21 protein-coding genes and 2 tRNA genes are annotated in these 24,219 nt (G+C 33.9%); 15 read left to right on the plus strand and 8 right to left on the minus strand.

Features of this window, described 5'->3' with window-relative positions:
- The first annotated feature begins 591 nt into the window (after positions 1–591).
- The 9 genes from MJQ71_RS09180 to MJQ71_RS09220 all read left to right on the plus strand — a co-directional run bounded on the left by MJQ71_RS09180 (position 592) and on the right by MJQ71_RS09220 (position 9,710).
- Entirely contained in the window at positions 592–1,338 is a 747-nt protein-coding gene (locus tag MJQ71_RS09180; protein WP_238806279.1) for an acyl-CoA desaturase, read from the plus strand.
- Between the two features lie 228 nt (positions 1,339–1,566).
- Positions 1,567–3,066: a peptide MFS transporter gene (locus tag MJQ71_RS09185; RefSeq protein WP_238806280.1), complete on the plus strand. Its 1,500-nt coding sequence runs from the start codon at positions 1,567–1,569 to the stop codon at positions 3,064–3,066.
- A gap of 110 nt (positions 3,067–3,176) precedes the next feature.
- A complete protein-coding gene (locus tag MJQ71_RS09190; protein ID WP_238806281.1) occupies positions 3,177–3,965 on the plus strand; it encodes a PASTA domain-containing protein in 789 nt (262 codons plus the stop codon).
- A 22-nt stretch (positions 3,966–3,987) separates the two neighbouring features.
- On the plus strand, positions 3,988–5,796 hold the full coding sequence (locus tag MJQ71_RS09195) for a T9SS type A sorting domain-containing protein (protein ID WP_238806282.1): 1,809 nt from the start codon (positions 3,988–3,990) through the stop codon (positions 5,794–5,796).
- A gap of 75 nt (positions 5,797–5,871) precedes the next feature.
- Positions 5,872–6,177, plus strand: a complete 306-nt coding sequence (locus MJQ71_RS09200; RefSeq protein WP_238806283.1) for a rhodanese-like domain-containing protein — start codon at positions 5,872–5,874, stop codon at positions 6,175–6,177.
- 51 nt (positions 6,178–6,228) lie between these two features.
- The gene (locus MJQ71_RS09205) at positions 6,229–6,699 is read left to right on the plus strand and encodes an NADH-quinone oxidoreductase subunit A (protein WP_238806284.1); all 471 of its coding nucleotides are present in this window, start codon (positions 6,229–6,231) and stop codon (positions 6,697–6,699) included.
- Positions 6,696–7,211, plus strand: a complete 516-nt coding sequence (locus MJQ71_RS09210; protein ID WP_238806285.1) for an NADH-quinone oxidoreductase subunit B — start codon at positions 6,696–6,698, stop codon at positions 7,209–7,211. Before MJQ71_RS09205 ends, MJQ71_RS09210 begins: the two co-directional genes overlap by 4 nt.
- A 189-nt stretch (positions 7,212–7,400) precedes the next feature.
- Positions 7,401–8,552, plus strand: coding sequence for a hypothetical protein (locus tag MJQ71_RS09215; protein WP_238806286.1), 1,152 nt, complete (start codon positions 7,401–7,403; stop codon positions 8,550–8,552).
- Positions 8,553–8,624: 72 nt separating this feature from the next.
- Positions 8,625–9,710, plus strand: coding sequence for a Gfo/Idh/MocA family protein (locus MJQ71_RS09220; RefSeq protein ID WP_238806287.1), 1,086 nt, complete (start codon positions 8,625–8,627; stop codon positions 9,708–9,710).
- Positions 9,711–9,768: 58 nt separating this feature from the next.
- Here the strand turns inward: MJQ71_RS09220 and MJQ71_RS09225 are convergent, their stop codons facing one another.
- On the minus strand, positions 9,769–10,305 hold the full coding sequence (locus tag MJQ71_RS09225; protein ID WP_238806288.1) for a DUF8685 domain-containing protein: 537 nt from the start codon (positions 10,303–10,305) through the stop codon (positions 9,769–9,771).
- 181 nt (positions 10,306–10,486) lie between these two features.
- On the opposite strand from MJQ71_RS09225, the gene MJQ71_RS09230 reads away from it, so the two are divergent.
- From MJQ71_RS09230 to MJQ71_RS09240, 3 genes are all read left to right on the plus strand, one after another.
- Positions 10,487–12,691, plus strand: a complete 2,205-nt coding sequence (locus tag MJQ71_RS09230) for a TonB-dependent receptor (RefSeq protein ID WP_238806289.1) — start codon at positions 10,487–10,489, stop codon at positions 12,689–12,691.
- Between the two features lie 139 nt (positions 12,692–12,830).
- On the plus strand, positions 12,831–13,526 hold the full coding sequence (locus tag MJQ71_RS09235; protein WP_238806290.1) for a CoA transferase subunit A: 696 nt from the start codon (positions 12,831–12,833) through the stop codon (positions 13,524–13,526).
- Positions 13,527–13,568: 42 nt separating this feature from the next.
- Positions 13,569–14,225, plus strand: a complete 657-nt coding sequence (locus MJQ71_RS09240) for a 3-oxoacid CoA-transferase subunit B (RefSeq protein ID WP_238806421.1) — start codon at positions 13,569–13,571, stop codon at positions 14,223–14,225.
- Here MJQ71_RS09240 and MJQ71_RS09245 read toward each other — a convergent pair.
- The 3 genes from MJQ71_RS09245 to MJQ71_RS09255 form a co-directional block, all read right to left on the minus strand.
- Entirely contained in the window at positions 14,222–15,727 is a 1,506-nt protein-coding gene (locus MJQ71_RS09245; protein WP_238806291.1) for a tetratricopeptide repeat protein, read from the minus strand. The genes MJQ71_RS09240 and MJQ71_RS09245 overlap by 4 nt on opposite strands.
- Before the next feature lie 125 nt (positions 15,728–15,852).
- Entirely contained in the window at positions 15,853–16,593 is a 741-nt protein-coding gene (locus MJQ71_RS09250) for a zinc ribbon domain-containing protein (RefSeq protein WP_238806292.1), read from the minus strand.
- 110 nt (positions 16,594–16,703) lie between these two features.
- Positions 16,704–17,801, minus strand: a complete 1,098-nt coding sequence (locus MJQ71_RS09255) for a Nif3-like dinuclear metal center hexameric protein (RefSeq protein ID WP_238806293.1) — start codon at positions 17,799–17,801, stop codon at positions 16,704–16,706.
- 177 nt (positions 17,802–17,978) lie between these two features.
- Here MJQ71_RS09255 and MJQ71_RS09260 point away from each other — a divergent pair, with 177 nt between their 5' ends.
- Complete coding sequence (locus tag MJQ71_RS09260; RefSeq protein WP_238806294.1) at positions 17,979–18,872, plus strand: 3-keto-disaccharide hydrolase; 894 nt, start codon at positions 17,979–17,981, stop codon at positions 18,870–18,872.
- An 88-nt stretch (positions 18,873–18,960) separates the two neighbouring features.
- On the opposite strand, the gene MJQ71_RS09265 is transcribed toward MJQ71_RS09260, so the two are convergent.
- Together MJQ71_RS09265 and MJQ71_RS09270 are read right to left on the minus strand one after the other, a co-directional pair.
- Positions 18,961–20,262 (minus strand): M20/M25/M40 family metallo-hydrolase, encoded by a 1,302-nt coding sequence (locus tag MJQ71_RS09265; RefSeq protein WP_238806295.1) that lies wholly within the window; start codon positions 20,260–20,262, stop codon positions 18,961–18,963.
- Positions 20,263–20,274: 12 nt separating this feature from the next.
- On the minus strand, positions 20,275–20,796 hold the full coding sequence (locus MJQ71_RS09270; protein ID WP_238806296.1) for a DinB family protein: 522 nt from the start codon (positions 20,794–20,796) through the stop codon (positions 20,275–20,277).
- Positions 20,797–20,894: 98 nt separating this feature from the next.
- On the opposite strand from MJQ71_RS09270, the gene MJQ71_RS09275 reads away from it, so the two are divergent.
- Together MJQ71_RS09275 and MJQ71_RS09280 are read left to right on the plus strand one after the other, a co-directional pair.
- A tRNA-Asp gene (locus MJQ71_RS09275) sits at positions 20,895–20,968 on the plus strand.
- A gap of 60 nt (positions 20,969–21,028) precedes the next feature.
- Positions 21,029–21,102 (plus strand) — tRNA-Asp (locus MJQ71_RS09280).
- Between the two features lie 697 nt (positions 21,103–21,799).
- On the opposite strand, the gene MJQ71_RS09285 is transcribed toward MJQ71_RS09280, so the two are convergent.
- On the minus strand, positions 21,800–22,561 hold the full coding sequence (locus MJQ71_RS09285) for a GW dipeptide domain-containing protein (protein ID WP_238806297.1): 762 nt from the start codon (positions 22,559–22,561) through the stop codon (positions 21,800–21,802).
- Between the two features lie 47 nt (positions 22,562–22,608).
- Positions 22,609–24,216, minus strand: a complete 1,608-nt coding sequence (locus tag MJQ71_RS09290; RefSeq protein ID WP_238806298.1) for a TonB-dependent receptor — start codon at positions 24,214–24,216, stop codon at positions 22,609–22,611.
- Between the last annotated feature and the right edge of the window lie 3 nt (positions 24,217–24,219).

Below are 24,219 nucleotides of genomic sequence, written 5' to 3' on the forward strand. Positions count from 1 at the left end.
ATTGATGAAGTATAATTGTGAAACAAGTAACAAAATATTGATTTCTACACAAATGACATTTGTCATATTGACGTAAATCATTAATTATAAGTCAATTAGTTGATCAAAAATGTAACAATAAATCTTTCACCATTTTTGCATCAATGTATTATCGACTTCTTTTGTGTAACTCATGGGGTTCTATTTCCAATGTATGTTATTAAGTATAAATTGCAGATGTTCCCGCTTTTTCGACCATCAAAGCGAATCGATGCACAAAAGTATATTACAAAAATTTGCGAAACAAATGTTTTTTGCGAAATTTCGCTAATATTTATTAATTCTTTGAAAAGTGCAATTTTTTGATAAATAAAATATTATTTTTAAAAACCAATATATATGGCACTTTTGGCATTAATTACTCAATTAATCACAAAAAACTCTGCTTGCATACTATTTCAAGTGGTTATCAAGTAAACAAAACATATATATTATTGTGTAGATTTATTGGAATAATTCAAAATCAAAATTCAAAAAATGATTTTTATCATAATTTCTAGTCTCTATAAACCTTACATTTGTATTTAATTATCATCAAATATTATTTTTCTAATGGTTATTTTAGCTTTTTTTGTGTTTCACTGGTATTTCTCCATTTTGATGCAAACATTCTTTTTGCATCGCTATGCTTCTCATCAAATGTTTACGATGAGTAAAAACTGGGAAAAAGTATTTTACACACTGACTTTTATTGCTCAAGGCTCATCATTTTTAAGTCCAAGAGCGTATGGCATCATGCACCGTTTGCATCACGCTCATGCTGACACCGAAGAAGACCCACATTCGCCAAGTTATTCCAAAGGAATTTTTGATATGATGTGGAAAACTAGAATGATATATAACAATATTTTACATAATCAAGATAGCGTTGAAGCTAAATTCAAAAAGGGTGTACCTAATTGGGAATTTATGGAATGGTTAGGTGATAGATGGGTAATCAGACTAGCATGGGGCATTTTATACACCTTATTTTATATAAAATTTGCCACTGCTTGGTGGATGTTTTTACTTTTACCTTTCCACTATTTAATGGGGCCAATCCACGGAGTAATTATCAATTGGTATGCACACCGATATGGTTATGTGAACTTTAAAGTAGATGATACTGCTAAAAATCTTTTACCGCTTGATTTCTTAATGATGGGCGAGTCTTATCACAATAACCACCATAAATATGGCGGCAGAGCAAATTTTGGTATCCGTTGGCATGAATTAGATTTCACTTATCCATTAATCAAAGCATTAAACGCAATGAAAATTATTAAGCTGAAACTCAATAATGATTTGAAATACATGTAATTTATCTCAATACTCTGAAAAACAAATAATTTAGGTGATGCACAAAGTTGTGTATCACCTTTTGTTTTGATTTATTTTCAAGAAAATAGTATTTTTTTTTGTTTACTTACACATTTTTCTTCATTTTGCCGTTAGTGAAGTCAATTTCATGTGTAATTTTTGAAAAATAGGCATTACATTTGACAAACACATTACAAAAACCATCATTCTAACTAAACTAAACCTTAAATGCAAGAAAGAAAATTCTTTGGACATCCCATGGGTCTCATGGTATTATTCCTAACAGAAATGTGGGAGCGATTTGGCTACTACGGCATGAGAGCCATTCTACTTTTATTCCTAATCAGTCCAACATCAATAGGTGCAATGGGCTTGGCCGAAAGCGAAGGAACTTCAATTTATGCCCTTTACGTTGCTTCTGTTTACTTACTTACACTTCCTGGTGGTTGGATTGCTGACAATATTTTAGGTCAGAAAAAAGCCATTCTTTACGGTGGGATATTGATAACCATCGGTTATGCCGTTTTAGCTATTTCACATTCAAGTAGTATATTTTATACAGGTTTGGTACTTGTTGCTTCAGGAACTGGGCTTTTAAAAGCAAATATTAGTTCAATCGTTGGGGAATTATACCCAGAAGGTGGTCGTCGCCGTGATGAAGCATTTTCTATTTTTTATATGGGTATCAATGTAGGTTCTACATTAGGTATTGCGATTGTTGGTTTTATTGGCGAAAAAATTGACTGGAATTTAGGCTTTGCAGCAGCATCACTTGCCATGTTTTTGGGCTTAATTGTTTTTGGTGTTTGGGGAAGAAAATATTTGGCTGGATTTGGAGATGTTCCTTCTGCTAAATTGAGTACGAATGAGAACAATCAAGAACCTGTTGCGGGAATCAACAAAAATGTTGGTTATGCTATTTTGGCTCTTTTAGTCATTTACTTTGCTTATTTACAATTGACTGGCAATATTGATTTTTCTTCTGCTTCTGGATTAGCTGATGCAGCAAAAAATATCATTGTTTCAGTGACAATCGCCTATTTTTTACTCATCTTATTTGGTGGTGGATTAAACTTAGTTGAGAAAAAAAGAGTGCTAGTTCTAGGTGTATTTTTCTTTGCGGCGGCATTATTTTGGTCAGGTTTTGAGCAAGCAGCCACCTCTTTTCAAATATTTTCACAACGTCATAGCGAACGAACTTTTTTTGGATGGGAAATGCCTTCGAGTTGGTTTCAATTTTTTAATGCCGTGTTTATCGTTGCTTTAGCACCAATTGTAAATGCCATTTGGGCAGCACTCGAAAAACGTGGAATGAACCCATCAATTCCAGTAAAATTTGGATTAGGTGTTTTATTAATGGGAATTGGTTTTTACGTAATGGTAATGGGTGCAAAAGTAGCTGTAACAGGCGTAAAAGCATCGTTTTTGTTTTTATCAATCACATACGTTTTACATACAATTGGTGAACTTTGCCTTAGTCCAGTCGGATTAAGTGCCTACACAAAATTAGCTCCTAGACAATTTGTGAGCCAATTTATGGGAATTTGGTTCGTTGCAGCTTCATTAGGAAACCTCATAGCTGGTATTTTTGCAGGAAGTTTCAACGAAGAAAATTTACAAGAAATGCCCAATTTATTTCATCAAGTGTTTTTGTTTGGAACAATTTCGGGTGTTGTACTTTTAATATTAGCCAAACCGATTGAGAAATGGATGGGAGGAGTTAAATAATAATCCTTTGTTATTTCCGATAAAAACGTTTTTTTTGCTGAATATTTCTTTCTAAAACCTTACCTGATTCGTAAAATCAGGTAAGGTTTATAGCTTTCAAACCCAATAAAATGGCAAAATTTAGCACAAATTCAAAAACTGATATCATTACACACATTGGCATTATCATTGCCTTATTTTTAGTGTTTTTCTTCGGGTTTTTCTTTATTTATTTACCTTGGAGTACCAATCATGGTCAATCAATCACTGTTCCTGATTTGAAAGGATTGACAATGGAGGAAATGGAAAAATCACTTGACGACCGTGACCTTGACTATGAAGTAAGTGATTGTACGTTTGTGGCTGGGGCAAAACCTTTATCAATTTTGACCCAATATCCAAAGGCAGGTTCGAGTGTAAAGGAAGGAAGAAAAATTTACTTGACGATTGTAACCGAAAAAGCACCAATGGTAAAAGTTCCTGATGTACTTGGGCGTTCGACATCAAGTGCAAAAAATCAGCTTTTATCAGCCCAATTGGTGGCAGGTCAATCAGAAATAATTCCAGCTTTAGAAGAAAATACAGTATTAAAAATCAAATTTAACGGTCAAGAAATCAAACCAGGAACGCTCATTCCGAAAGGCTCAACGGTTGTTTTTGTTGTAGGCGATGGTCTTGGCAATCAAATGGTGGAAGTGCCAAATTTAGTTGGTATGGCCGCAGATGAAGCAGAAATATTGATTTCTGGTCAAAATTTAGTTTTATCTAAGCGTTATGTAGGGGTTGTAGATGGTTTTGCAGACGGAACAATCGTTAAACAAAGACCCTCAGCCGAAGGAAATAAAATTCACATCGGAGACGTTATTGATGTAGAAATCGCTGGAGATGCACCTTCGGATGCTGTCCTAGACAATAAATAACGTACAAAAGAATCGTTTCAATATGACTATCTTTATATTCAACAGACCTGTAATTACTTGCAGGTCTGTTATTTTATTACTCCTATTTTCCACACAAATAGCATTCAGTCAAACATCCATTTCACTGCCATTTTTTGATGATTTCTCTCAAACAAAAGGAGCTAATCCAAGTCCAAAACTTTGGATAAATGGCGGCGTAAATATCAATAATACATTTGCTATCAATCAACCATCAGTAAATGTGGCAACATTTGATGGTAGAAATGCACAGGGAATACCTTATAATTTTTCTAATAAGTTTGCTTATGGAAATACAGATACGCTCACTTCTCGTCAAATAGATTTATCAAATCTTGCTTTATCAGATTCAGTATATTTAAGTTTTTTTTGGGAAGCAAAAGGTCTAGGAGATTTACCAGACAGTGATGATTCGTTGGTAGTTTCTTTTCTAAATTCAGCCAATGAATGGAAAACTATCTGGCGTCAAGAAGGATTAAACACAACAGATTTTCAACAAAAACTATTAACTATCAATAAAACAGAATTTTTGCATAAAAGCTTTCAATTTAGGTTTACAACCAAAGGCCGTCAATCAGGGCCATTTGATATGTGGCACGTAGATTTTATCTATCTGAATAAAAAAAGACAGTTAAAAGATATTTATACGCAGGATATTGCTTTAAGAGGCTTCAAAAATAACTATTTAAAGAGATATAGTGCAATGCCGATGAATCAATATTTGGTCAATCCAGCGGCAGAAATAAATAGTACCATTGAGGTATATATCAATAATCTACAGCGAAATGCACGGCTTGTCAATTTTAATTGGCAAATAATTGATACACTTTCAAAAACTTCGTTAGTTAACATTAAAGGAGGCAATGAGACAATTACGACGCCAAATACGTTGAATAAAAAAAATGAAGTACCTATTCTTTCAAGTTTTAAGCAAAAAAAAGCTGTTTTAAAGTTTACACAAAAACTTTCATACGAAGGTTCAGGAGTAATAATTATACCTGATTCAACTAACAACATTCCTGATGCAGAGTTATTAAGTAATGACAGTATTTCCATTTTCACGCCATTGCTCGATTATTATGCTTACGATGATGGAACTGCCGAAATTGGAGCCGATACTGACCAACGACTCGGTAAAGTTGCAGTAAAATTTGTTTTAAACAAATCAGACACAGTTAATGCTGTAAGATTTAACTTTAGTCCGTATCTAAAAGATATTTCTGGTCAGTTTTTTTTACTACAAATCATGGAAAGTTCCAATGGAAAACCTACAAAAGTACTTCATCAACAAAATGTCAAAGTGAAATATCCTTCTGAGATAAACGGATTTGTTGAATATCCGTTAGATTTGAATGTTGCAGTGAAAGACACCTTTTTTGTTGCTTGGAGTAAAGTAAATGAAGATGTAATTGCCATTGGAGTAGATAAAAATAGTCCTCAATTTGCCAGTCAAATATATTATAGCAATGGCAATGATTGGATTCAAAATTCTACGTTAAAAGGTAGTCTGATGGTTAGACCAGTAATGGGGTTCAAAATCAATGATAACGGCCAGAATGGGCTTCCACTTGCTAACGAAGAGCCTATTAATCAGCTATTTTTTGTATATCCTAATCCTACAACAGGGGTTTTGCGATGGAATTTTGAAAACATCAAAACCATCAGTATCTTTGATTCTTCGGGTAGAGAGTTTTTTTACAAAAGTGCTGATAAACAAGAACTTAATTTAGAAAATCTGCCAACAAATATTTATTTTATAAATTTTTCGGATGGAAAAAAGAATTTTATTCGTAAGATAATGGTTGTACATTAACCTACATTTAGGTTGAATTGTATCAATCATTGTTAATCATTAGAAATAATAATAATACGCTAAGACAAAAAAAATATGGACAAAAATTACGACATCACAGTTGAGCAACTCAAAGAATTGCTTGAAGGCGAAAATCAAATTAACCTTTTTGACGTACGTGAAGAATATGAATATGAAGATGATAATTTAGGAGCAAAATTAATTCCATTGGGCGAAATCCCTGATCATTTAGATGATTTTAAAGCGTTGAATGGACAAGATATTTATTTGCATTGCCGTAGTGGTGCAAGAAGTGGTAAAGCAAAACAATTCCTCCTTGCTCAAGGTTTTGAAAATGTTCATAACGTAATAGGTGGTATTATGGCATTTCGAGAGTTATAAAACTGAATTATTAAATAAAAGTGTATATTTTGTAATTCATCAATCAAAAATATGTTATCAGATTTTGGCATTGTTTTATTGGCTATCATTTTATCGGCAATAGCGGTTTTGGCGGTTTTGGGAATTTCGTGGATGCTTCGTCCATCAAAACCTAATGAAGAAAAACTGACAACTTACGAGTCAGGAGAAGACCCAATTGGAAATGCGAACGTACAATTTAATGTCAAATTTTATATTGTTGCCTTAATCTTCATACTTTTTGATGTAGAATTAGTATTCCTTTTTCCATGGGCAACCGTTTTTGGAAATAAACAATATATTCAGCAAACTAACGGTCTTTGGGGCTGGTTTACTATTGCTGAAATGTTTATTTTTATTGGAATCTTAGCTCTTGGTCTTGCCTATGTTTGGGCGAAAGGATATTTAGATTGGGTAAAACCTGAATATCGTACCCCCAAATTTAAAGGGAAAGTTCCGATTGAAATGTACAATCAGGTCAATGATAAATATACCGACAAATGAATTTTGATACCCTCGAAAAAGAGACACATATAAAAACTGGTGAAAGCGAAGTTATTTTAACCTCACTTGACGAACTTACTAATTGGGCAAGAGCAAATTCTCTTTGGCCATTAGGTTTTGGATTGGCTTGCTGTGCCATTGAAATGATGGCAACTTATGCTTCCAATTATGACCTCGAACGCTTTGGTGTTTTTCCGCGAAACTCTCCTCGTCAGTCTGATGTAATCATTATTTCGGGAACTGTTACATTTAAAATGGCCGATAGAATTCGTCGTTTGTACGAGCAAATGCCTGACCCAAAATACGTTATTTCGATGGGAAGTTGCTCCAATTGTGGAGGCCCTTACTGGGAACATGGTTACCACGTTGTCAAAGGTGTTGACCGAATTATACCGGTTGATGTTTATGTTCCAGGTTGCCCACCTAGACCTGAAGCTTTGATCGGTGGAATCTTGAAACTGCAAGAAAAAATCAAGACACAATCTCTTTCTGAAATTAAATCAAATAGTTAATGAGTTGTTTATAAGCTTATTACAAATATAAAATTGAATTACCAAAAAGCGATTTACACATCATGTAAGTCGCTTTTTATTTTTGGCAAAATCATAATAAATTGTTAATCATTAAATAAGACGAATGAAAAACCAATAGAATTATATTATATTGCGAAACAATTTATCTAAATACAAAATTATAACTTCATGAAAATCACGCTTAAATATTGGATAATCGGTTCGATATTATTTACTCTCTCTTGTTCAAAAAGTGGTACAAAAGCCCTCGAAAAAGGAAATTATTATGAAGCCGTTTTACAATCAGCAGAAAAACTCAAAAAAGATTCTGATAATAGTAAAGCATTAGAAGTTTTACCAATTGCCTACAGAAATGCACAAGAAGAATTTACTAGAGATATATCTCGTGTTCAAAATGCAAATCAGCAATTCCGTTGGGAAGCCGTTTTGGATTATTATAATAAATTAAACGCAATGCAAGAGGCAATTGAAAGATGTACTGCCTGCCGACGTATTGTAACACCTCAAACTTATTATCAACAAACCGAAATTGCTCGTGAAAATGCGGCAGCAGAAAGATATGCTTTGGGTATAGATTTACTACGAAAACAAAATATCAACAAAGAAACTGCCAGAGCTGCCTATGAACATTTTGAGCAAATTTCTTTTTTTGCTCCGAATTATAAAGATTCTCGCAATCTAATGGAAGAAGCCCTAAATTTAGGTTCGTTTCATGTGGTGGTCGAACAACCAAAAGTTAATTCTCGTCTTTATCAATATAGTAATGAGTATTTTCAAGGGAAAGTGGACGAGTTTTTAAGAACTAACCGCCGAATGAATAAATTTATTCGTTTCTATTCTCCAGAAGAAGCAAAAACAGTTAAACTTCGTCCTGACCATATTGTAAGACTTGAAATCATTGATTTTGTAGTTGGTGAAACAAATATCCAGACCGACCGCCAAACTGTAACTAGCAGAGATAGTGTAAAAACAGGTGAAGTAACAATCAACGGTAAAAAAGTGCCTGTTTATGGAAAAGTCAAGGCACAAATCGTAAAGTCTCATAAGGCTGTTCGTTCAAGAGGATTGCTTTCTATGGAAGTTTTTGATTATCGAACAAATAAAGTACTTTCTCGTGAAGAAATTCCTGGTGAATATACTTGGGTAAATGAATGGGCTAGCTTCAACGGGGATGAAAGAGCTTTGACAAATGATGAATTAAATTTGACACGTAATCGAGAGCAATTACCGCCACCACCACAACAATTATTTATTGAATTCACGAAGCCAATCTACGACCAAGTTACTTCAAGAATAAGACGTTTTTACGACAAATATTAACTTATTTTTTAATCATTTGGAAGTATCCTGTTTTGGGGAAATAATATTACAGAACCTTTAAATTTTCATCAAATGCACAATCGACGTGAAGCCCTTAAATCTTTAGTTATTGGTAGTGCAACTGCCCTTTTTTCGCCTAATGTTTTGTTGGCAAGTACTTCAAAAAAGAAGGAAAAGCTAGGCATTGCATTGGTAGGTTTAGGGTATTATAGTACAGATTTACTAGCTCCTGCTTTACAAATGACTGAAAAATGTTATTTAGCAGGAATAGTGACTGGTTCACCTGAAAAAGCAGAAAAGTGGAAACAAAAATACAATATTCCTGATAAAAATATTTACAATTATCAAAACTTTGATTCCATAGCCAACAATCCTGACATTGATATTGTGTATGTAGTGTTGCCGCCTTCGATGCACAAAGAGTATTCAATCAGAGCAGCAAGAGCGGGCAAACACGTTTTCTGTGAAAAACCAATGGCTCCGTCGGTCAATGATTGCATGGCTATGATAAAAGTTTGTCGAGACAATAAAGTAAACTTAGCGATTGGCTACCGCTGCCAGCATGACCCAAACACGCAAGAATATATGCGAATTGGTAGAGAAAAATTGTATGGTAAAGTAAAAATGATTTCTTGTGGAGCTGGCTATTTTGATGCACGAACTACTCATTGGAAACAAAATAAAGCACTTGGAGGCGGTGTAATGGGCGATATGGGCGTTTATGCCTTACAAGGAGCTAGATTGGCAACAGGCGAAGAACCAATAGCCGTAACAGCTCAGGCAAGTACAACTCGCCCAGAAATTTATAAAGAAGTAGAAGAAACCATGATGTTTCAGCTACAATTTCCGAGTGGAGCGTTAGCGGCTTGTCATTCGAGTTATGGTATAAACATGAATTATTTGCAGGTTAATTATGAAAAAGGTTGGTTAAAAATGGAGCCTTTTTCGGCTTACTTAGGCAACAAAGGAAGCCATTCTGGTGGAATAATTGATTTTCCGATAAAAAATCAACAAGCTAAACAAATGGATGAAGATTGCGTAGCATTGATGAATTCAACGCAATTAATCGCCCCTGGAGAAGAAGGATTACGTGATATAAAAGTAGTGGAAGCCATTTATCAAGCAACAAAAAATGGTGGTACAGTTACAATCAATTAATTAAAAAGGGTTCGGTATTTTTAGATACCGAACCCTACTACTCAAAAGCAAAATTTCCTCAAGCTTCAACCATTTTCTCTCCCGAAAAATAGTGCTGCGGTTCTTTAAACAAAATATTAAACGTTGTCATTGAGCCATAACAACGAGTAATATATTGTTGAATATTAACTTTTTCTTCGTCGTCCATATTGCTAGCGTTTACTCGTTGCTCTAAAACCCGCAAACGGTCACGCATCATCACAATTTTATGAAAAAAAACATCAATTGGGACTTCTTTAGGCTGTAAATCTCGGCGAGCAGGTTGTAAAATCATCTTCCCTCCTTTCCACCTCTCTCCTAATGGAACAATTTCGCTTGCATCCATCCAACGTTGGAGAATCTTTGAAAGATTTCTTTCGACATCAAACAAACTCACCATATCATTCGCTGGCTCAACCACTTCTAAAATTTCAAATGGATAATCAACCTTAATGTTTTTTGTACCAATTTCCACAAAAGTAATGATATAAATATCTGATTTAAAGTTAATTACGACTCCAACCCCATATTCTGGGTGGCGTACCCGTGAGCCAATTCCAAGTATTACGTTTGCCATTTTATAAAACGAATTTAAAATTCGCTAAAAGATGAATAATTAATTACCCTATTTCATACAAACTAAATGCCAAATTCATTTAGTTTGGCATTTAGTTTTTTAGTCTAACCTAAAAATATATTTAGCTTTACTTTGAATATTAATTTTATTAGTCAAACTTTGTATCATCAACTACATAGTTATGAAAAAAACATTTATACTATTTTTACTAATTCTTTGTTATAAAACAACCATAGCTGGTGAAATTCATGGCGTCGTTATTAACAAAGACAAGGGCGTTAGTTTTGCGAGCATCACTTTTTTGGGAACTAAAATTGGTTCACAGGCTGATGAAAATGGAAAATTCATTTTAAGAAATACACCAAACGGCAAACAAACAATTCAAATTTCGAGTGTTGGTTTTAAAACTAAACAGTTAATTATCAATATTTTAGTTGATAAAGTTACTAATTTGAACATAGAAATTGAAGAAGAAAATGCCCAACTTCGTGAAGTTGTAGTTACTGGAACAATGAAGGAAACGACAATAAATGAATCGCCAGCACCTATTCAGATTTTAAATCCAACTTTTTTTCGTAAAAATCCTACACCAAGTCTATTTGAATCGCTTTCCATGGTCAATGGCGTACGTCCGCAGCTTAATTGCAATGTTTGCAATACAGGCGATATTCATATAAATGGTATGGAAGGGCCTTATACAATGGTGATGATTGATGGTATGCCAATCGTTTCAGCTTTATCATCGGTATATGGCTTGAGCGGAATCCCGAACTCAATGGTTGAGCGAATTGAGGTAATGAAAGGCCCAGCATCAACGCTTTATGGTTCGGAAGCAGTAGGTGGATTAATCAATGTCATTACTAAAAATCCCTCAAAAGCACCAAAATTTAATTTTGATTTTAATTCCAGCACTTATCTTGAAAATAATTTCGATGCTAGTACAAAAGCTCAAATCGGCAAATTTGATGTGCTATTTTCAGGTAATTATTTCTTATTTAATAGACGGTGGGATATTAATAATGATAATTTCACTGATATTACTCTTCAAAATCGAATTTCATTATTCAATAAATGGTCAATGCAAAGGCCGAATAATCGAACTTTCAATATTGCCGCTCGATACATTTACGAAGATCGATTTGGCGGTGAAATGCAGTGGAGCAAAACCAATAGAGGCGATAGCAAAGTTTATGGAGAATCAATTTTCACTAAACGCATTGAAATGTTGGGTAATTATCAATTGCCTATCAAAAACCAGAAAATTACATTCAATTTTTCATTCAATCAACATCAACAGAATTCAGTTTATGGCAATACGATTTATCTAGCTACCCAACGAATTGCGTTTGGGCAATTACTTTGGGATAAAAAAATAAGTAATAATCACGATGCTTTATTCGGAGCTACTCTTCGCCGAACTTTTTATGATGATAACACGCCTGTAACACAAATATCAACAACACAAAACGCTCCCGATTTAATTTGGTTACCAGGTATATTTGGGCAAGATGAAGTAACAATAAATGCCAAAAACAAATTGCTTTTAGGCATCAGATACGACTACAATTCAAAACATGGAAGCATTGCCTCACCTAGAATTAACTGGAAGTTTTCGCCAAATAAAAGCAACATTATGAGGTTAAGTTTGGGCAATGGTTACAGAGTTGTAAACTTATTTTCTGAAGACCATGCCGCACTTACAGGTTCACGTAAAGTATTAATAATAAACGATTTAAAGCCCGAACGCTCATACAATTCTAATCTTGATTATCAACATTTTTTTACATTTGGAAAAGGTTATGGCAACATCCAACTCAATGGCTTTTATACTTATTTTGCAAATAAAATTATTGCTGATTATGACCAAAATCCTGAGTTAGTTGTTTTTGATAACCTTAAGGGATATGGTATTTCAAAAGGAGTGGCTTTAAATGCCGAATTTTCATTTATTTCTGGACTTAAATTATTTGCTGGAACAACTTTTATGGACGTTTATCGGGTAGAAAATCATCAAAAAATCAATCAAATTCAAACACCCCATTTGACTGGAAACTACGCTTTTAGCTATGCACTCAATAAAATTCAACTTACTTTTGACCTCACAGGAAATTTTTATAGCCCAATGCGGCTACCAGTTGTGAGAGCCTATGGCGATACTCGCCCAGAATACTCACCTTGGTTTGGAATCCATAATATTCAAGCAACCAAACGTTTGCCAAATGGCATAAATATTTATGGCGGTATCAAAAACTTGACGAATTTTTTACCTAAAGACCCAATTTTTCGAGCAGATTCTCCTTTCAGTCAACAATTTGACCCAAGTTATAACTACGCACCTATGCAAGGAATTCGTGGATTTGTTGGAATCCGTTGGAGCATATTTTAATTAAATCTAAGAAATTGATTGAAATTGAATATCATTAGATTGATTTTGCATAAAACAAAGTTTTTGCTGTAACTTTCTTAGAAAAAAATATACATCAACAAGTATTCTTCAAGTATATTTGTACACAAACTAATAAAGTATGATAAATAAAGTAATTAGTGGTGCCGACGAAGCGGTGGCTGATATTCCAGATGGAGCTATACTTATGCTGGGTGGATTTGGGCTTTGTGGAATTCCTGAAAATTGCATTTCGGCACTTTTACGAAAAGGTGTAAAAGATTTAACCTGTATTTCAAACAATGCTGGCGTTGATGATTTTGGCATTGGTTTGATGCTAAAAACGCACCAAGTTCGCAAAATGATTTCTTCGTATGTAGGCGAAAATAAAGAATTTGAGCGACAATTATTATCGGGTGAATTGGAAGTTGAATTGACGCCACAAGGAACGCTTGCCGAGCGAATTAGAGCGGGTGGAGCAGGCATTCCAGCCTTTTTTACTCCTGCAGGCGTAGGAACTGAAATAGCCGAAGGAAAAGAAGTGCGTGAATTTGAGGGGAAAAAATATCTCATGGAAAAATGGTTAAAAGCTGATTTTTCAATCATAAAAGCATGGAAAGGTGATACCGCAGGAAATTTGATTTTTAAAGGAACTGCTCAAAATTTTAGTCCAATGATGGCAGCAGCAGGTAAAATAACTATTGCAGAAGTTGAAGAATTAGTGCCAGTGGGTAGCCTAAACCCAGCACAAATTCATACACCTGGAATTTATGTGCAACGAATTTTTCAGGGAAAAGACTACGAAAAACGAATCGAGCAACGAACTGTGAGCCAGTAATGAGGGTTGGTTTCTTGCAAAAAATGCTAAATGCTTCAAAAAATGTTAGATAAAAATCAAATCGCAAAAAGAATTGCCAAAGAGCTAAAAGATGGTTATTACGTTAATTTAGGAATCGGAATTCCAACTTTAGTGGCCAATTTTATTCCTGAAGGTATCAATGTAGTTTTACAATCCGAAAACGGTTTATTGGGCATTGGCCCATTTCCAACCGAAGAAAACGTAGATGCTGACCTCATCAATGCGGGCAAACAAACTGTCACAATGGTTGCTGGCTCGGCCTTATTTAGTTCCGCAGAAAGTTTTGCAATGATTCGTGGTGGACACGTTGACCTTACAATTTTGGGAGCAATGGAAGTTTCAGAAAATGGCGATATTGCCAATTGGAAAATTCCTGGTAAAATGGTAAAAGGAATGGGCGGTGCAATGGATTTGGTCGCTTCTGCTGAAAACATTATTGTAGCCATGCAACACGTCAATAAAGCAGGCGAATCAAAACTACTTAAAAATTGTAGCTTACCAATAACTGGTTTGGCCTGCGTTAAAAAAATTGTAACCGAACTAGCAGTTTTAGAAATACTGCCTTCTGGTGGTTTCAAACTATTGGAAAGAGCTCCAGGTGTAAGTGTTGAAGAAATAAAACAAGCCACCGAAGGAAAATTAATTATTGATGGCGAAGTACCAGAAATGGATGTTTAGTAACCCATTTCTGTTAGAGCGGCACGAGCTTTATTGTCAATCGACGTTTTATATTCGTGCCGTTTATAAGCAAGAGACTTTTCAAAATAGCGTTTTGCCTTTTCCTTATCACCATTTTTTTGATAAATATAACCCAATTGTAAAGCAGAAGTTGGAGCAAAATACCAATCATTCTCTTCTGTTAAAGTTATAGCACGCTTGAAAAAACCAATCGCCTTCTCAAGCTGATTCAACTTTTGAAAAATTCGGCCTGCTCTATAATTAAATTCGGCCTGTTCAACTGCATTCAAAAAACTTTTTTCTGAAAGTTTTGCTAGTTCTTTTTTCCCTTCTTCAAAATTTCCAGCATCAAAAAGTAACCGTAATTTTAGCAATGTTTTATTGGGTAAAACACCATTTTTTATAAAATTTTCATAAAATTTCTGAGCCGCTTTATCTGATTCGGCTACAATGCTTCCTGCTCCATTAATCTTTAATAAATACAATTTCCCTTTCTTTTCATCACCTAAAAGCCAATGGCAAATAAACAGTTTATAATAAGTATCTTTTACAAAAGTTTTACCTTTAAAATTTCGAAGATAAGTTAAATAAGATGCTATCGCCTGTGAATAGTTTTCTTTAAATAATTGTGTTTCAGCTTTGTATAATTCTAATATTGGAAAATACAAATAAACAGAATCTTGAGGACTTTTTTTCAATAATTCAATTGCTTGTTCGGTACGATTATCTTTTAAAGAAATTGCAATTAACAGCAAAGAAATATTCAAGTTATCAGGTTGATTTTCAAGCAATTGCAACATTTCTTCATTTTGTTTCGAATCAAATTTTAATACATAAGCTTGAATAAAAATTGTACAAAATTTGGCTTCTAATCCCCAAATATTATCTTTCGATGCCTTTTGTAATTCTTGTAAACCTTGTTGTATATTTCCACGAAGTCCAATCAAATTAGAAATCCACTTTTGATTTTCAGGAACTGAGCCAATCAACACATGCAAACATCCAAGTGACTTTTGATTTGGTAAAAAATTAGGGAATAGTTGCTGATTTTCTTCTAATAATCGATAAGCCTGAATAACATTATAACTTGCTTTTATTTCATGGCCAAATCTTATTTTTATCAATGCCCAATGTAATTTTATTTCTGCCCGTAAAAATCTATTATAAGGTGATTTTTTTTCAGACTCTTCAATCAATTCTAGTCGTTCATCTTCTTTATCCAGGAATTTTTGATATGCTTTTTGATTTTCAGAATTGAGCAATTCAACCATATCCGCATAATCTTCTAAATAAATTTTAAACGGATTATTCGGTGCTTCTTTGGCAAGTAATTCTCTGCCAGAATGAATTTTAAGTTTAAAAATTTCAGAATATGCTTTTTGAAGATTTGGTGTAAAATCGAAATTATTAGCAGTACATTGAGTGCTTATCAGTAAACAATAAACAACAAGAACCTTGATAGTTTTAGCTATTTTAAAAACTGAAAGGCTTATTTGAAGCACTGATTTTTTCGAGTTAAATATTTTTTTAGCAAACGAAATCATCAGTTTTTGGATTTATTTGGCATAAAAATAGCCAAGATTTCGATTTTATTGAAATCTTGGCTAAAGTTACACAATTTGCTTAATTATCTTCTTGAAATCTCGATTGCATCAACATCGGCTAAAATACGGCCACAATGCTCACAAACGATTATTTTCTTTTTATCTTTAATATCAGCCTGACGTTGTGGTGGAACGATGTTAAAACATCCTCCGCAAGCACCACGTTTTACCATTACAACTGCCAAACCATTTTCAGCATTATCACGGATACGGTTGTAGGCTTTTACTAAACGTTCTTCAACATTAGCAGCTGCTTTATCACGGCTTACTGAAAGTTTTTTCTCATCTTCTTGACTTTCTGCCACCAAAACGTCTAATTCTTTACGTTTTGACTCCAAGTCTTTTTTGCGGTTTATCATTGCTGAGTCCACATCTGAGATTTCAGTATTTTTGTTTTTAATCTTAAATTCAGTTTCTTTGGTACGTTTTTCGGCCAACTGAATTTCAAGCTCTTGCAATTCTAATTCCTTTGCAATTGCATCGTATTCACGGTTATTACGAACATTCATTTGTTGGTCTTTGTACTTCTGAATGAGCTTTTCAGCCTCTTTCTTACTCGCACGATAACCGTTTACTTCATGGTCTAAAGTTTCAATTTCTCTTTTGAATTTCCCGATACGAGTTTCAAAACCGATTACTTCATCTTCTAAGTCACGTACTTCGTCAGGTAAATCGCCACGAAGTTTTCTTAACTCGTCTAATTGAGAATCAATTGATTGAAGTTTAAGCAGTGTTTCTAATTTTTGTGCAACTGTTAATTCCATAATATCTAAACCGCTGCGGCGGACCGTCTTGATTTTCTTTTATTGAAATGATATATTCACATGGTCATTTGAATAAAAAAACTGTCTCTATTCTTGACAATAACAATGTTCTAATAAAAATATTTAATTGGATTTGTTGGTGTACCCGACAAATGGACTGCAAAGTTAATGATTTTTTTGCAAATATAATCTTTCAACAACTCTTTTGTATATTGTTCTGATTCATAATGTCCAATATCTGCAATAATGACGCGGTTATCAGCATCAAAAAACTCATGATATTTATAATCTGCGGTAATAAAAATATCTGCTCCTTGTGCAATCACATCATTTAGTAGGAATCCGCCTGCTCCGCCACAAACTGCTACTTTTTTAATGGGTTTATCCAAAAACTGTGTATGTCGAATAACTGACACATTCATTCGTTGTTTCAAGAAATGCAAAAAATCTTTTTCATTCATCGGTTCTGCCAATTCACCAATCGCACCCGAACCCACTTCTTGGTTTTGATTTTCTAGTAAAATTATATCGTGAGCAACCTCTTCATAAATATGTGTTCGATACATGGCTGCCAACACTTGATTTTTCAGATAAGCAGGAAAAATGACTTCTACTCTATTTTCGTGTACTTCTTCATCTATATTTGCTGCACCAATCGTTGGATTTGCAAATTCATTTGGTCGAAATCTTCCCGTTCCTTCTGCTCTAAAACTTACATGACTATAATTGCCAATAATTCCTGCTCCTGCTTCGTGCAGAGCCGCCAAAACCGTTTTAGCATTTTCTACTGGCACAAAAACCACTAATTTCATCAAGCTTTGGTTCTTCGGAGATAATATTTTAACTTGATGTAAATCAAGCATTTGAGCAATTTTGAAATTTACGCCTCCAACTACATTATCAAGATTTGTGTGCGTAGCATAAATTGCAATATCATGTTTGATTGCTTTAATAATCGTTCGTTCAATATAGTTTTTGCCGTTTAGTTTTTTTAATCCTTTAAAAATAATCGGATGGTGAGCAATAACCAAATTACAGCCTTTTTCGATGGCTTCATCAATGATTGCTTCGGTAGAATCCAAACAAATCAAAACACCTGTAATTTCTTGATTAGCATTTCCAACAATCAACCCAGCATTATCGTAGCTTTCTTGATAGGATAAAGGTGCGATAAGTTCGAGCTGATTTGTAAGTTCTTTTATTGTCATTTTATTTCTCCATTTTTATCAAGAAAACCCTTTCCAGAAATATTCATTAAAACAGTAATACTCTTGATAGAATTTTCATAAGTTTGATACCGTAAAATTACGCTAAATGTTTATCAGTACAATATAATTTTTCAAAACCCTATTCTATCTATTAAACTTAAAACTCACGCTAACATTATGAAAAAAGTAATTTATTTTTTGTTCTCAACCCTTATAAGTTTGACTATTTTCGCCCAAAAGCAAGCTGACAAAGAGGAATGGCAATCGCTTTTTAACGGAAAAGATTTGACTGGCTGGGACTTAAAAATATCGGGCCATGAAATGAATGACAATTATAAAAACACGTTTTTGGTTGAAGATAAAATGATGCGTGTCAATTATAAAGAATACCAAAATTTTGATGCAAAATACGGCCATATTTATTACAAAACTCCTTTTTCACATTATAGAGTACGTTTTGAATACCGTTTTCAAGGAAATCAAGTGCCAGGCGGAGCAACTTGGAATGTACGAAACAGTGGAATTATGCTACATTCTCAGTCGGCAATTAGTAATGGAAAAGACCAAGATTTTCCGATTTCTCTTGAAATGCAACTTTTAGGCGGTTTAGGAAATGGGCCTCGTGCAACAGGAAACCTTTGTACTCCAGGAACAGTCGTTGACATGAATGGACTATTACAAACGGCTCATTGTATTGATTCAAAATCGAAAACCTATGATGGCAACCAATGGGTAAAAGCCGAAGCTATTGTAATTGGCAGTAAAGTTGTTTATCATTTGATTGAAGGTGATACAGTTTTGACCTATCAAAACCCTAAAATTGGTGGTGGTTTCTTAGGAAAACCTTATGATTTTGCAAGTGACAAAGTAAAAGATGGAGAAGATTGGGCCAAAAAAGATGGAACACTTTTGGGGGAAGGATACATTGCTTTGCAAGCTGAAAGTCATGCGATTGATTTCAAAAATATTGAATTATTGAATTTAAAAGGTTGTATGGATAAAAAAGCTTTGAACTTCAAATCTTATTATTTAGAAGCTGACAACAGCCTTTGTAAGTACAAAAAGAATTAAAAACTGAGATTCCAAATACAAAGATTTTCATAGAATATTGTTTCTTGAAAATCTTTGTATTTAGAGCCGTAAAGGATTCCACAAAAAATTATTTAGTCAAACGATAAATCAACAAAGCCGTACGCTGCGTAAGAGCAGGATATTCTTTCAGATTAATTGTTTCACCTGGTGCATGAGCTCCTCTTCCCGAAGCACCAAGTCCATCCAAGCAACTTACGTATTGAGCAATGTAAGAAATATCCCCTGCCCCTCGAGAACCTGGGTCACCAGCTTTTACAGGCCCTAAACCCATATCTCGACTTGTTTTATCAAGAACTGATAAAAGTTGATTATTGGCTTCGGTTGGTTCCATTGCTGGAATTCCATCAGAAAAGCGAATTTCTGCACTCGTAGCATTCAGATTTTTGCCAACAATTTCACGCATTTTTGCACTTGCCGATTCTTTCTGAGCTTCGGTCAAGAAGCGTAAATCGCCAGTTACGACAACTTTTTGAGAAACAATATTTGTTTTCCCAACGGCAGTTCCTTTTGCTTGAGTTGGGTCATAATTTACTTCAGTTCCACCGACAATTACACCAGGATTGAAAGTCAGGTATTTTTCTTGGCTCAGAGTTTCACGAAATTCGTCCAAAATGCGAGCTGCTTCATAAATCGCTCCGTAACCCATTGATTTGTTGAATACCCCCGACGAATGTCCAGTCTTTCCATGTGTAACCAACTCCCAACCACTTGCTCCACGACGAGCCGTTGCGGCAATATCAAAACTCATGGCAGTTTCATACGCCAAAGCGACATCACACTGTTTGGCACGTTCAATAAAATCTTTTCGGCTAATGCTAGTGGGTTTTCCTGCACTTTCTTCATCACCTGTGAAATAAATGGTAATGCTTGTATCATCCAATAAACCTTGTGCATGAAGAGCTTTGAGTGCTGCAATTACCATCACATCGCCACCTTTCATATCGTTTACACCTTGCCCTGTTGCGGTTGAATCATTGAGTTTAGTAAAAGGCCCTGCTGTCATAGATTTCTCGAAAACCGTATCAAGATGCCCAATCAGGAAAAGTTTTTTTCCTTTATTTCCTTTGCGAAACGCCACCAAATGACCTGCACGATTGAGCGAATCAGGCAACGAAACCCATTCTGTTGTAAAGCCCATTGCATCAAATTCTTTTCTGAAAAGCTGCCCAACCTGACGCACGCCTTCGTGGTTGAGCGTACCACTATTGATATTTACAGCATCTACCAAAAGTTTTTCGGTTTGTGGCATATTTGTTTTTACATGCTCAATTATTTTTTTCTCGATGGAAGTTAAAGACTGAGCGTTTGAATCAATAAAGAAGCTCGTATAAAAGATTAAGAATGTGATGAGTGTTAATTTATGTTTCATATCAGATAAATTTTAGAGATAACGTTCTTTTAAAATAGCAAGGTGATGTAATTCATGCCCAGCAATCAACCAAGCCATTGCACGTGCCGAATATGAAATATTATTGGCTTTGCCGATACGTTTAAATTCTTTTGAAGACAGTGTTTTAAAGAGCAAAAGATTAGCTTTTCTGACCGCTTTATACTGTTGTAAAAGATTTTTAAGTGATTGTTTATCAAAATTTGTTGCCTTTACATAATCATCTTCTTCAAAACCTGGTAGGGATTGTTTTTCGCCACGAGCAATACACAAAGCACGATAAGCCAAAATTCTTTCTGTGTCAATGATGTGCCCAAGTACCTCAATCGGTGTCCATTTTCCATCAGCATAGCGAAAATGGAGCTTTTCGGCAGGGATATTTTTGTAAAAGTTTTCCACAATAGAAATATTTTCACGCAATATTTTGAAGGCATCTTCACCCGTAACTGCCTGAATATAACGGTATTGAAACGAACTAACATTGTATTCGTTTTCGGTTGGTCGAGAAATTTTCATGTTTTTTTTGTTTAATACTTGACACACAAATATAATAGTTGTACCTTTGCACCACGTTAAACAAACAGAGAAATATTTTCAATGTTAATAAACGAAACGGTTTGGTAGTTCAGCTGGTTAGAATACCTGCCTGTCACGCAGGGGGTCGCGGGTTCGAGTCCCGTCCAGACCGCAAAAGCACTTAGCAATAAGTGCTTTTTTTATCAAAGTTTTATAGTACAAGTACATTTTTGGTTTGGTAGTTCAGCTGGTTAGAATACCTGCCTGTCACGCAGGGGGTCGCGGGTTCGAGTCCCGTCCAGACCGCCGAAAACAAAAAAAGCACTCAGAAATGAGTGCTTTTTTTGTTTCTAATTATATCAGCAAACATAGTTAATTATAGTATGTTTTATCAATTTATTGCTACCAATTTGAAATCATAATTTACAAGTAGATTTATGCCATTTCTAACTATAAACCGAAATAAGATGAAGGTATCCTACTCTTTAATTTTTGATAGAAAAAACTACTCCTGCAAATATTACATTTTCAGCCCTTTATAAACTACAGCTCAAAAGTAGATTCTCTTAAAAAAATTACTCGAACAAATCAAACTAGTAAATAACAAAAATTTAAAGTAATAATTGGTTTTGAAGATTTAAGCTATTACTTTATTTGAGATTTTTCTCAGATATCCTAAAAAATTATGAATCAATTCCGTTGAACAATATGAACATTATTTAAGTAAACATATCAATCTTATAGTTAAACAAGATATGATTTCTTAAAATAAGCATCTACACATACACTTCAAACTAACAGTATAAGTAACATATACATTATTCCTTTTCTTTAAAGAAATAGCTAGGGTTGAATAATTAGTATTCTCTTCTGAAATCATGAAATATCAATATCTTAAACTCTAAAGAGATTTGTTTCTTTTTGGATGCTAAACAGAAGTTCGATTTTCGGACAAACCTTCTACATTCTCAAAAAACACTGTATATCTTATATTAGTCCACTTTTATTTCAATTTAGCATCTTCCAAGAGAATATCATATTTATAACCTGCTCCAAAATCTTTATTCAGAATCACTTTTCCTTCAAATGCTACATTAGCACCTAGAGGTAAATTGTCCGTTGTTGTAATTGTAAAATCACAGTTTTTCCCACCCAACTTTGTACCATCTTGGATATGGTACCAATTTTTATTCATAATCCCGTAATTGGCTTTCACACATTTACCAACTACAGTTACCACCTTACCACTGTATTTTTCTTTATTATTAAATAGGTCTTTTAATTTAATTGCTCCCGATACACTATTAAAGTCTTTAGCACTCACTGGCATGGCTGCACTTGTTTGGTTAGCTTCTACATTTGTACTAGGATGAGCTTCTGCATCAATAATTTCTGAGACTAAGAAAATTTTATCAAAGACCCTATTATATTCTTGACTTTCAAAGTTGGTTTTCAATAAACCTCCCCTATAAAAATACTTGTTACCCACTTTTGCCTCAAATTTGGAAGTTGCAATCCAAAATAGTTCTCCATTTTCATTTACTTTTAAGTAGGTATATCTATCTGCTTGTAAAATTTCGACAGCCGAAACTTGGTGCATATCCGTAGGTGATGTTTTTGCTTCAAGTACAGTTGGATTACTATTCACAGTTTGAGCAGTTGAATTGTCAGTTGATGGTGTATCTTCGACAATCACTTTGGGTTTTGATTTACACGAAAAAAAGGTCAGAATTGCTAATACAAGAGTAATATTCAATAGTTTCATATATAAAATTATTTTTAGTATAATTAAAATTGATTAAGTAGTTTATTCTATTTTTTACTCCTAAATCTCTGAGATAAAGTAATATAATACCTATTATAGTTTTGATTTGGTTCAAATGTTCCTTCATAAGAAAACATCAATGATGTTCTTTTTTTACCATAAATATTAGCAGAGAAGCCAACAATATCTTGTTTTAAACTCGGCTGTTCGGTATTTAAAAAGGTATAATCAACTTTCCTATAATTTAATTCGGCTGATAATCTACTTTTAAATAAATCTTTATTTAACCTTGCACCATAGATATTTCCATTAAAATAATATGTTTGCATCGCATTTACATTCAAACTTAACGAAGCATTTATACTCGGTATTTGGGGGAAAGTTAGATTTACTACATAGTTTTTAGTTGGTTCGGGTTTACTTTCTTGATACCTATAAAAGCCTGAAGCGTTAAAATGGACAAATTTCGAAATATTATAATTTACATTGAGTCGTACACCCTGTCTGGTTTCTTGATTTAATAATTGGTCAATATAAGTTCGATAGGTTTCATAGTAAATAACATTTCGTCGATTATCATACGATGCCGTTATGTTCATTTTTTTATATGGTTTGTATCGAAGTGAAATATACGTACTTGTGAGATTTATTTTGTTTGATTTTACACCATTTATATTCTGAAAAAGGTCCAACTCTATTGAATAGAATAAATTTAAGTTTTTAATGATTGCGTTTGTATGCTGTAGATAAATAAATCTTCTATCTGTTCTTAAATTATTTTTTTGTTCTGCAAAAGCCAAACTTGTTTGACTTTGTCCTTTTCCAAATTCTGTTTCATGTGCAACAAAAGCTCCAAATTGTAATAATGATGCATTGAAGCTGTAGTCTAAATCGTCAGGACGAAATCCACCGAATCCGCCTAAAATAAGTTTCTTATATTTATGTTCAATATGAAGTCCATCAATGGCTCCCATATTGGCCATTCGATTGTTTATTTTTCTTCCAATAGAAAGGTTAGTATTTTCATTAATATCATAAGTTGTTGATAACGAATAAATTTTAAAGTCATTTTTAAAATTCCTTTGTGTTTGCTCAACACCAAACCTTTGTGAATAGATAAAATAATTTTCAAATGAAAATTTACCTCCATTAATGTTATTAATATTTAATGCAAATGCTGTTCTAATCCGATTAAAACTTTTTTCAGCTTGATTCATACTACCGTTAGTCGATACTGAAAATCTTCCATTAAAAGATTGTTTTTTTGCCTTCGTATCAACTCTAGCGGCAATAGTTTTGGATAAAGGAATGGAATCTTTTTTTATCTCAACAATACTAGGCTTAATAATCTTTTCTATATTAGTTTCGTCTATTCTTTGATAATAACCTACCTTAAAACCTACTAATATTTCATTGCTTACAAAAGAGGTTGTAATACAAGATTTTGACGAAACCGTTTGTACAACCAATGATTTTACCCATCTTTTGTTTATAAAAACCATAAGAGTGTCTTTTGTTGTTAGATTTTTTGTATTCTCAAATCTAACATAAACACTATTATTATTTACATATGAGACCGTACCTTCTACCAATCTATTCTGTGCATGAGCTACCGAAGCAGTCAAAATCAAAAATATTAAAAGTGTTTTTTTCATAGC

Origin of the sequence: Emticicia aquatica (assembly GCF_923079645.1) — a bacterium.
GTDB classification, from domain to species: Bacteria; Bacteroidota; Bacteroidia; order Cytophagales; family Spirosomataceae; genus Emticicia; species Emticicia aquatica.

Coding starts and splice junctions, on each gene's coding strand:
- MJQ71_RS09195 (WP_238806282.1), top strand. CDS start 3,988: ATGACTATCTTTATATTCAACAGACCTGTAATTACTTGCAGGTCTGTT.
- MJQ71_RS09230 (WP_238806289.1), top strand. CDS start 10,487: ATGAAAAAAACATTTATACTATTTTTACTAATTCTTTGTTATAAAACA.
- MJQ71_RS09290 (WP_238806298.1), bottom strand. CDS start 24,216: ATGAAAAAAACACTTTTAATATTTTTGATTTTGACTGCTTCGGTAGCT.
- MJQ71_RS09235 (WP_238806290.1), top strand. CDS start 12,831: ATGATAAATAAAGTAATTAGTGGTGCCGACGAAGCGGTGGCTGATATT.
- MJQ71_RS09215 (WP_238806286.1), top strand. CDS start 7,401: ATGAAAATCACGCTTAAATATTGGATAATCGGTTCGATATTATTTACT.
- MJQ71_RS09190 (WP_238806281.1), top strand. CDS start 3,177: ATGGCAAAATTTAGCACAAATTCAAAAACTGATATCATTACACACATT.
- MJQ71_RS09260 (WP_238806294.1), top strand. CDS start 17,979: ATGAAAAAAGTAATTTATTTTTTGTTCTCAACCCTTATAAGTTTGACT.
- MJQ71_RS09255 (WP_238806293.1), bottom strand. CDS start 17,801: ATGACAATAAAAGAACTTACAAATCAGCTCGAACTTATCGCACCTTTA.
- MJQ71_RS09180 (WP_238806279.1), top strand. CDS start 592: ATGGTTATTTTAGCTTTTTTTGTGTTTCACTGGTATTTCTCCATTTTG.
- MJQ71_RS09220 (WP_238806287.1), top strand. CDS start 8,625: ATGCACAATCGACGTGAAGCCCTTAAATCTTTAGTTATTGGTAGTGCA.
- MJQ71_RS09185 (WP_238806280.1), top strand. CDS start 1,567: ATGCAAGAAAGAAAATTCTTTGGACATCCCATGGGTCTCATGGTATTA.
- MJQ71_RS09205 (WP_238806284.1), top strand. CDS start 6,229: ATGTTATCAGATTTTGGCATTGTTTTATTGGCTATCATTTTATCGGCA.
- MJQ71_RS09265 (WP_238806295.1), bottom strand. CDS start 20,262: ATGAAACATAAATTAACACTCATCACATTCTTAATCTTTTATACGAGC.
- MJQ71_RS09250 (WP_238806292.1), bottom strand. CDS start 16,593: ATGGAATTAACAGTTGCACAAAAATTAGAAACACTGCTTAAACTTCAA.
- MJQ71_RS09200 (WP_238806283.1), top strand. CDS start 5,872: ATGGACAAAAATTACGACATCACAGTTGAGCAACTCAAAGAATTGCTT.
- MJQ71_RS09240 (WP_238806421.1), top strand. CDS start 13,569: ATGTTAGATAAAAATCAAATCGCAAAAAGAATTGCCAAAGAGCTAAAA.
- MJQ71_RS09225 (WP_238806288.1), bottom strand. CDS start 10,305: ATGGCAAACGTAATACTTGGAATTGGCTCACGGGTACGCCACCCAGAA.
- MJQ71_RS09270 (WP_238806296.1), bottom strand. CDS start 20,796: ATGAAAATTTCTCGACCAACCGAAAACGAATACAATGTTAGTTCGTTT.
- MJQ71_RS09285 (WP_238806297.1), bottom strand. CDS start 22,561: ATGAAACTATTGAATATTACTCTTGTATTAGCAATTCTGACCTTTTTT.
- MJQ71_RS09210 (WP_238806285.1), top strand. CDS start 6,696: ATGAATTTTGATACCCTCGAAAAAGAGACACATATAAAAACTGGTGAA.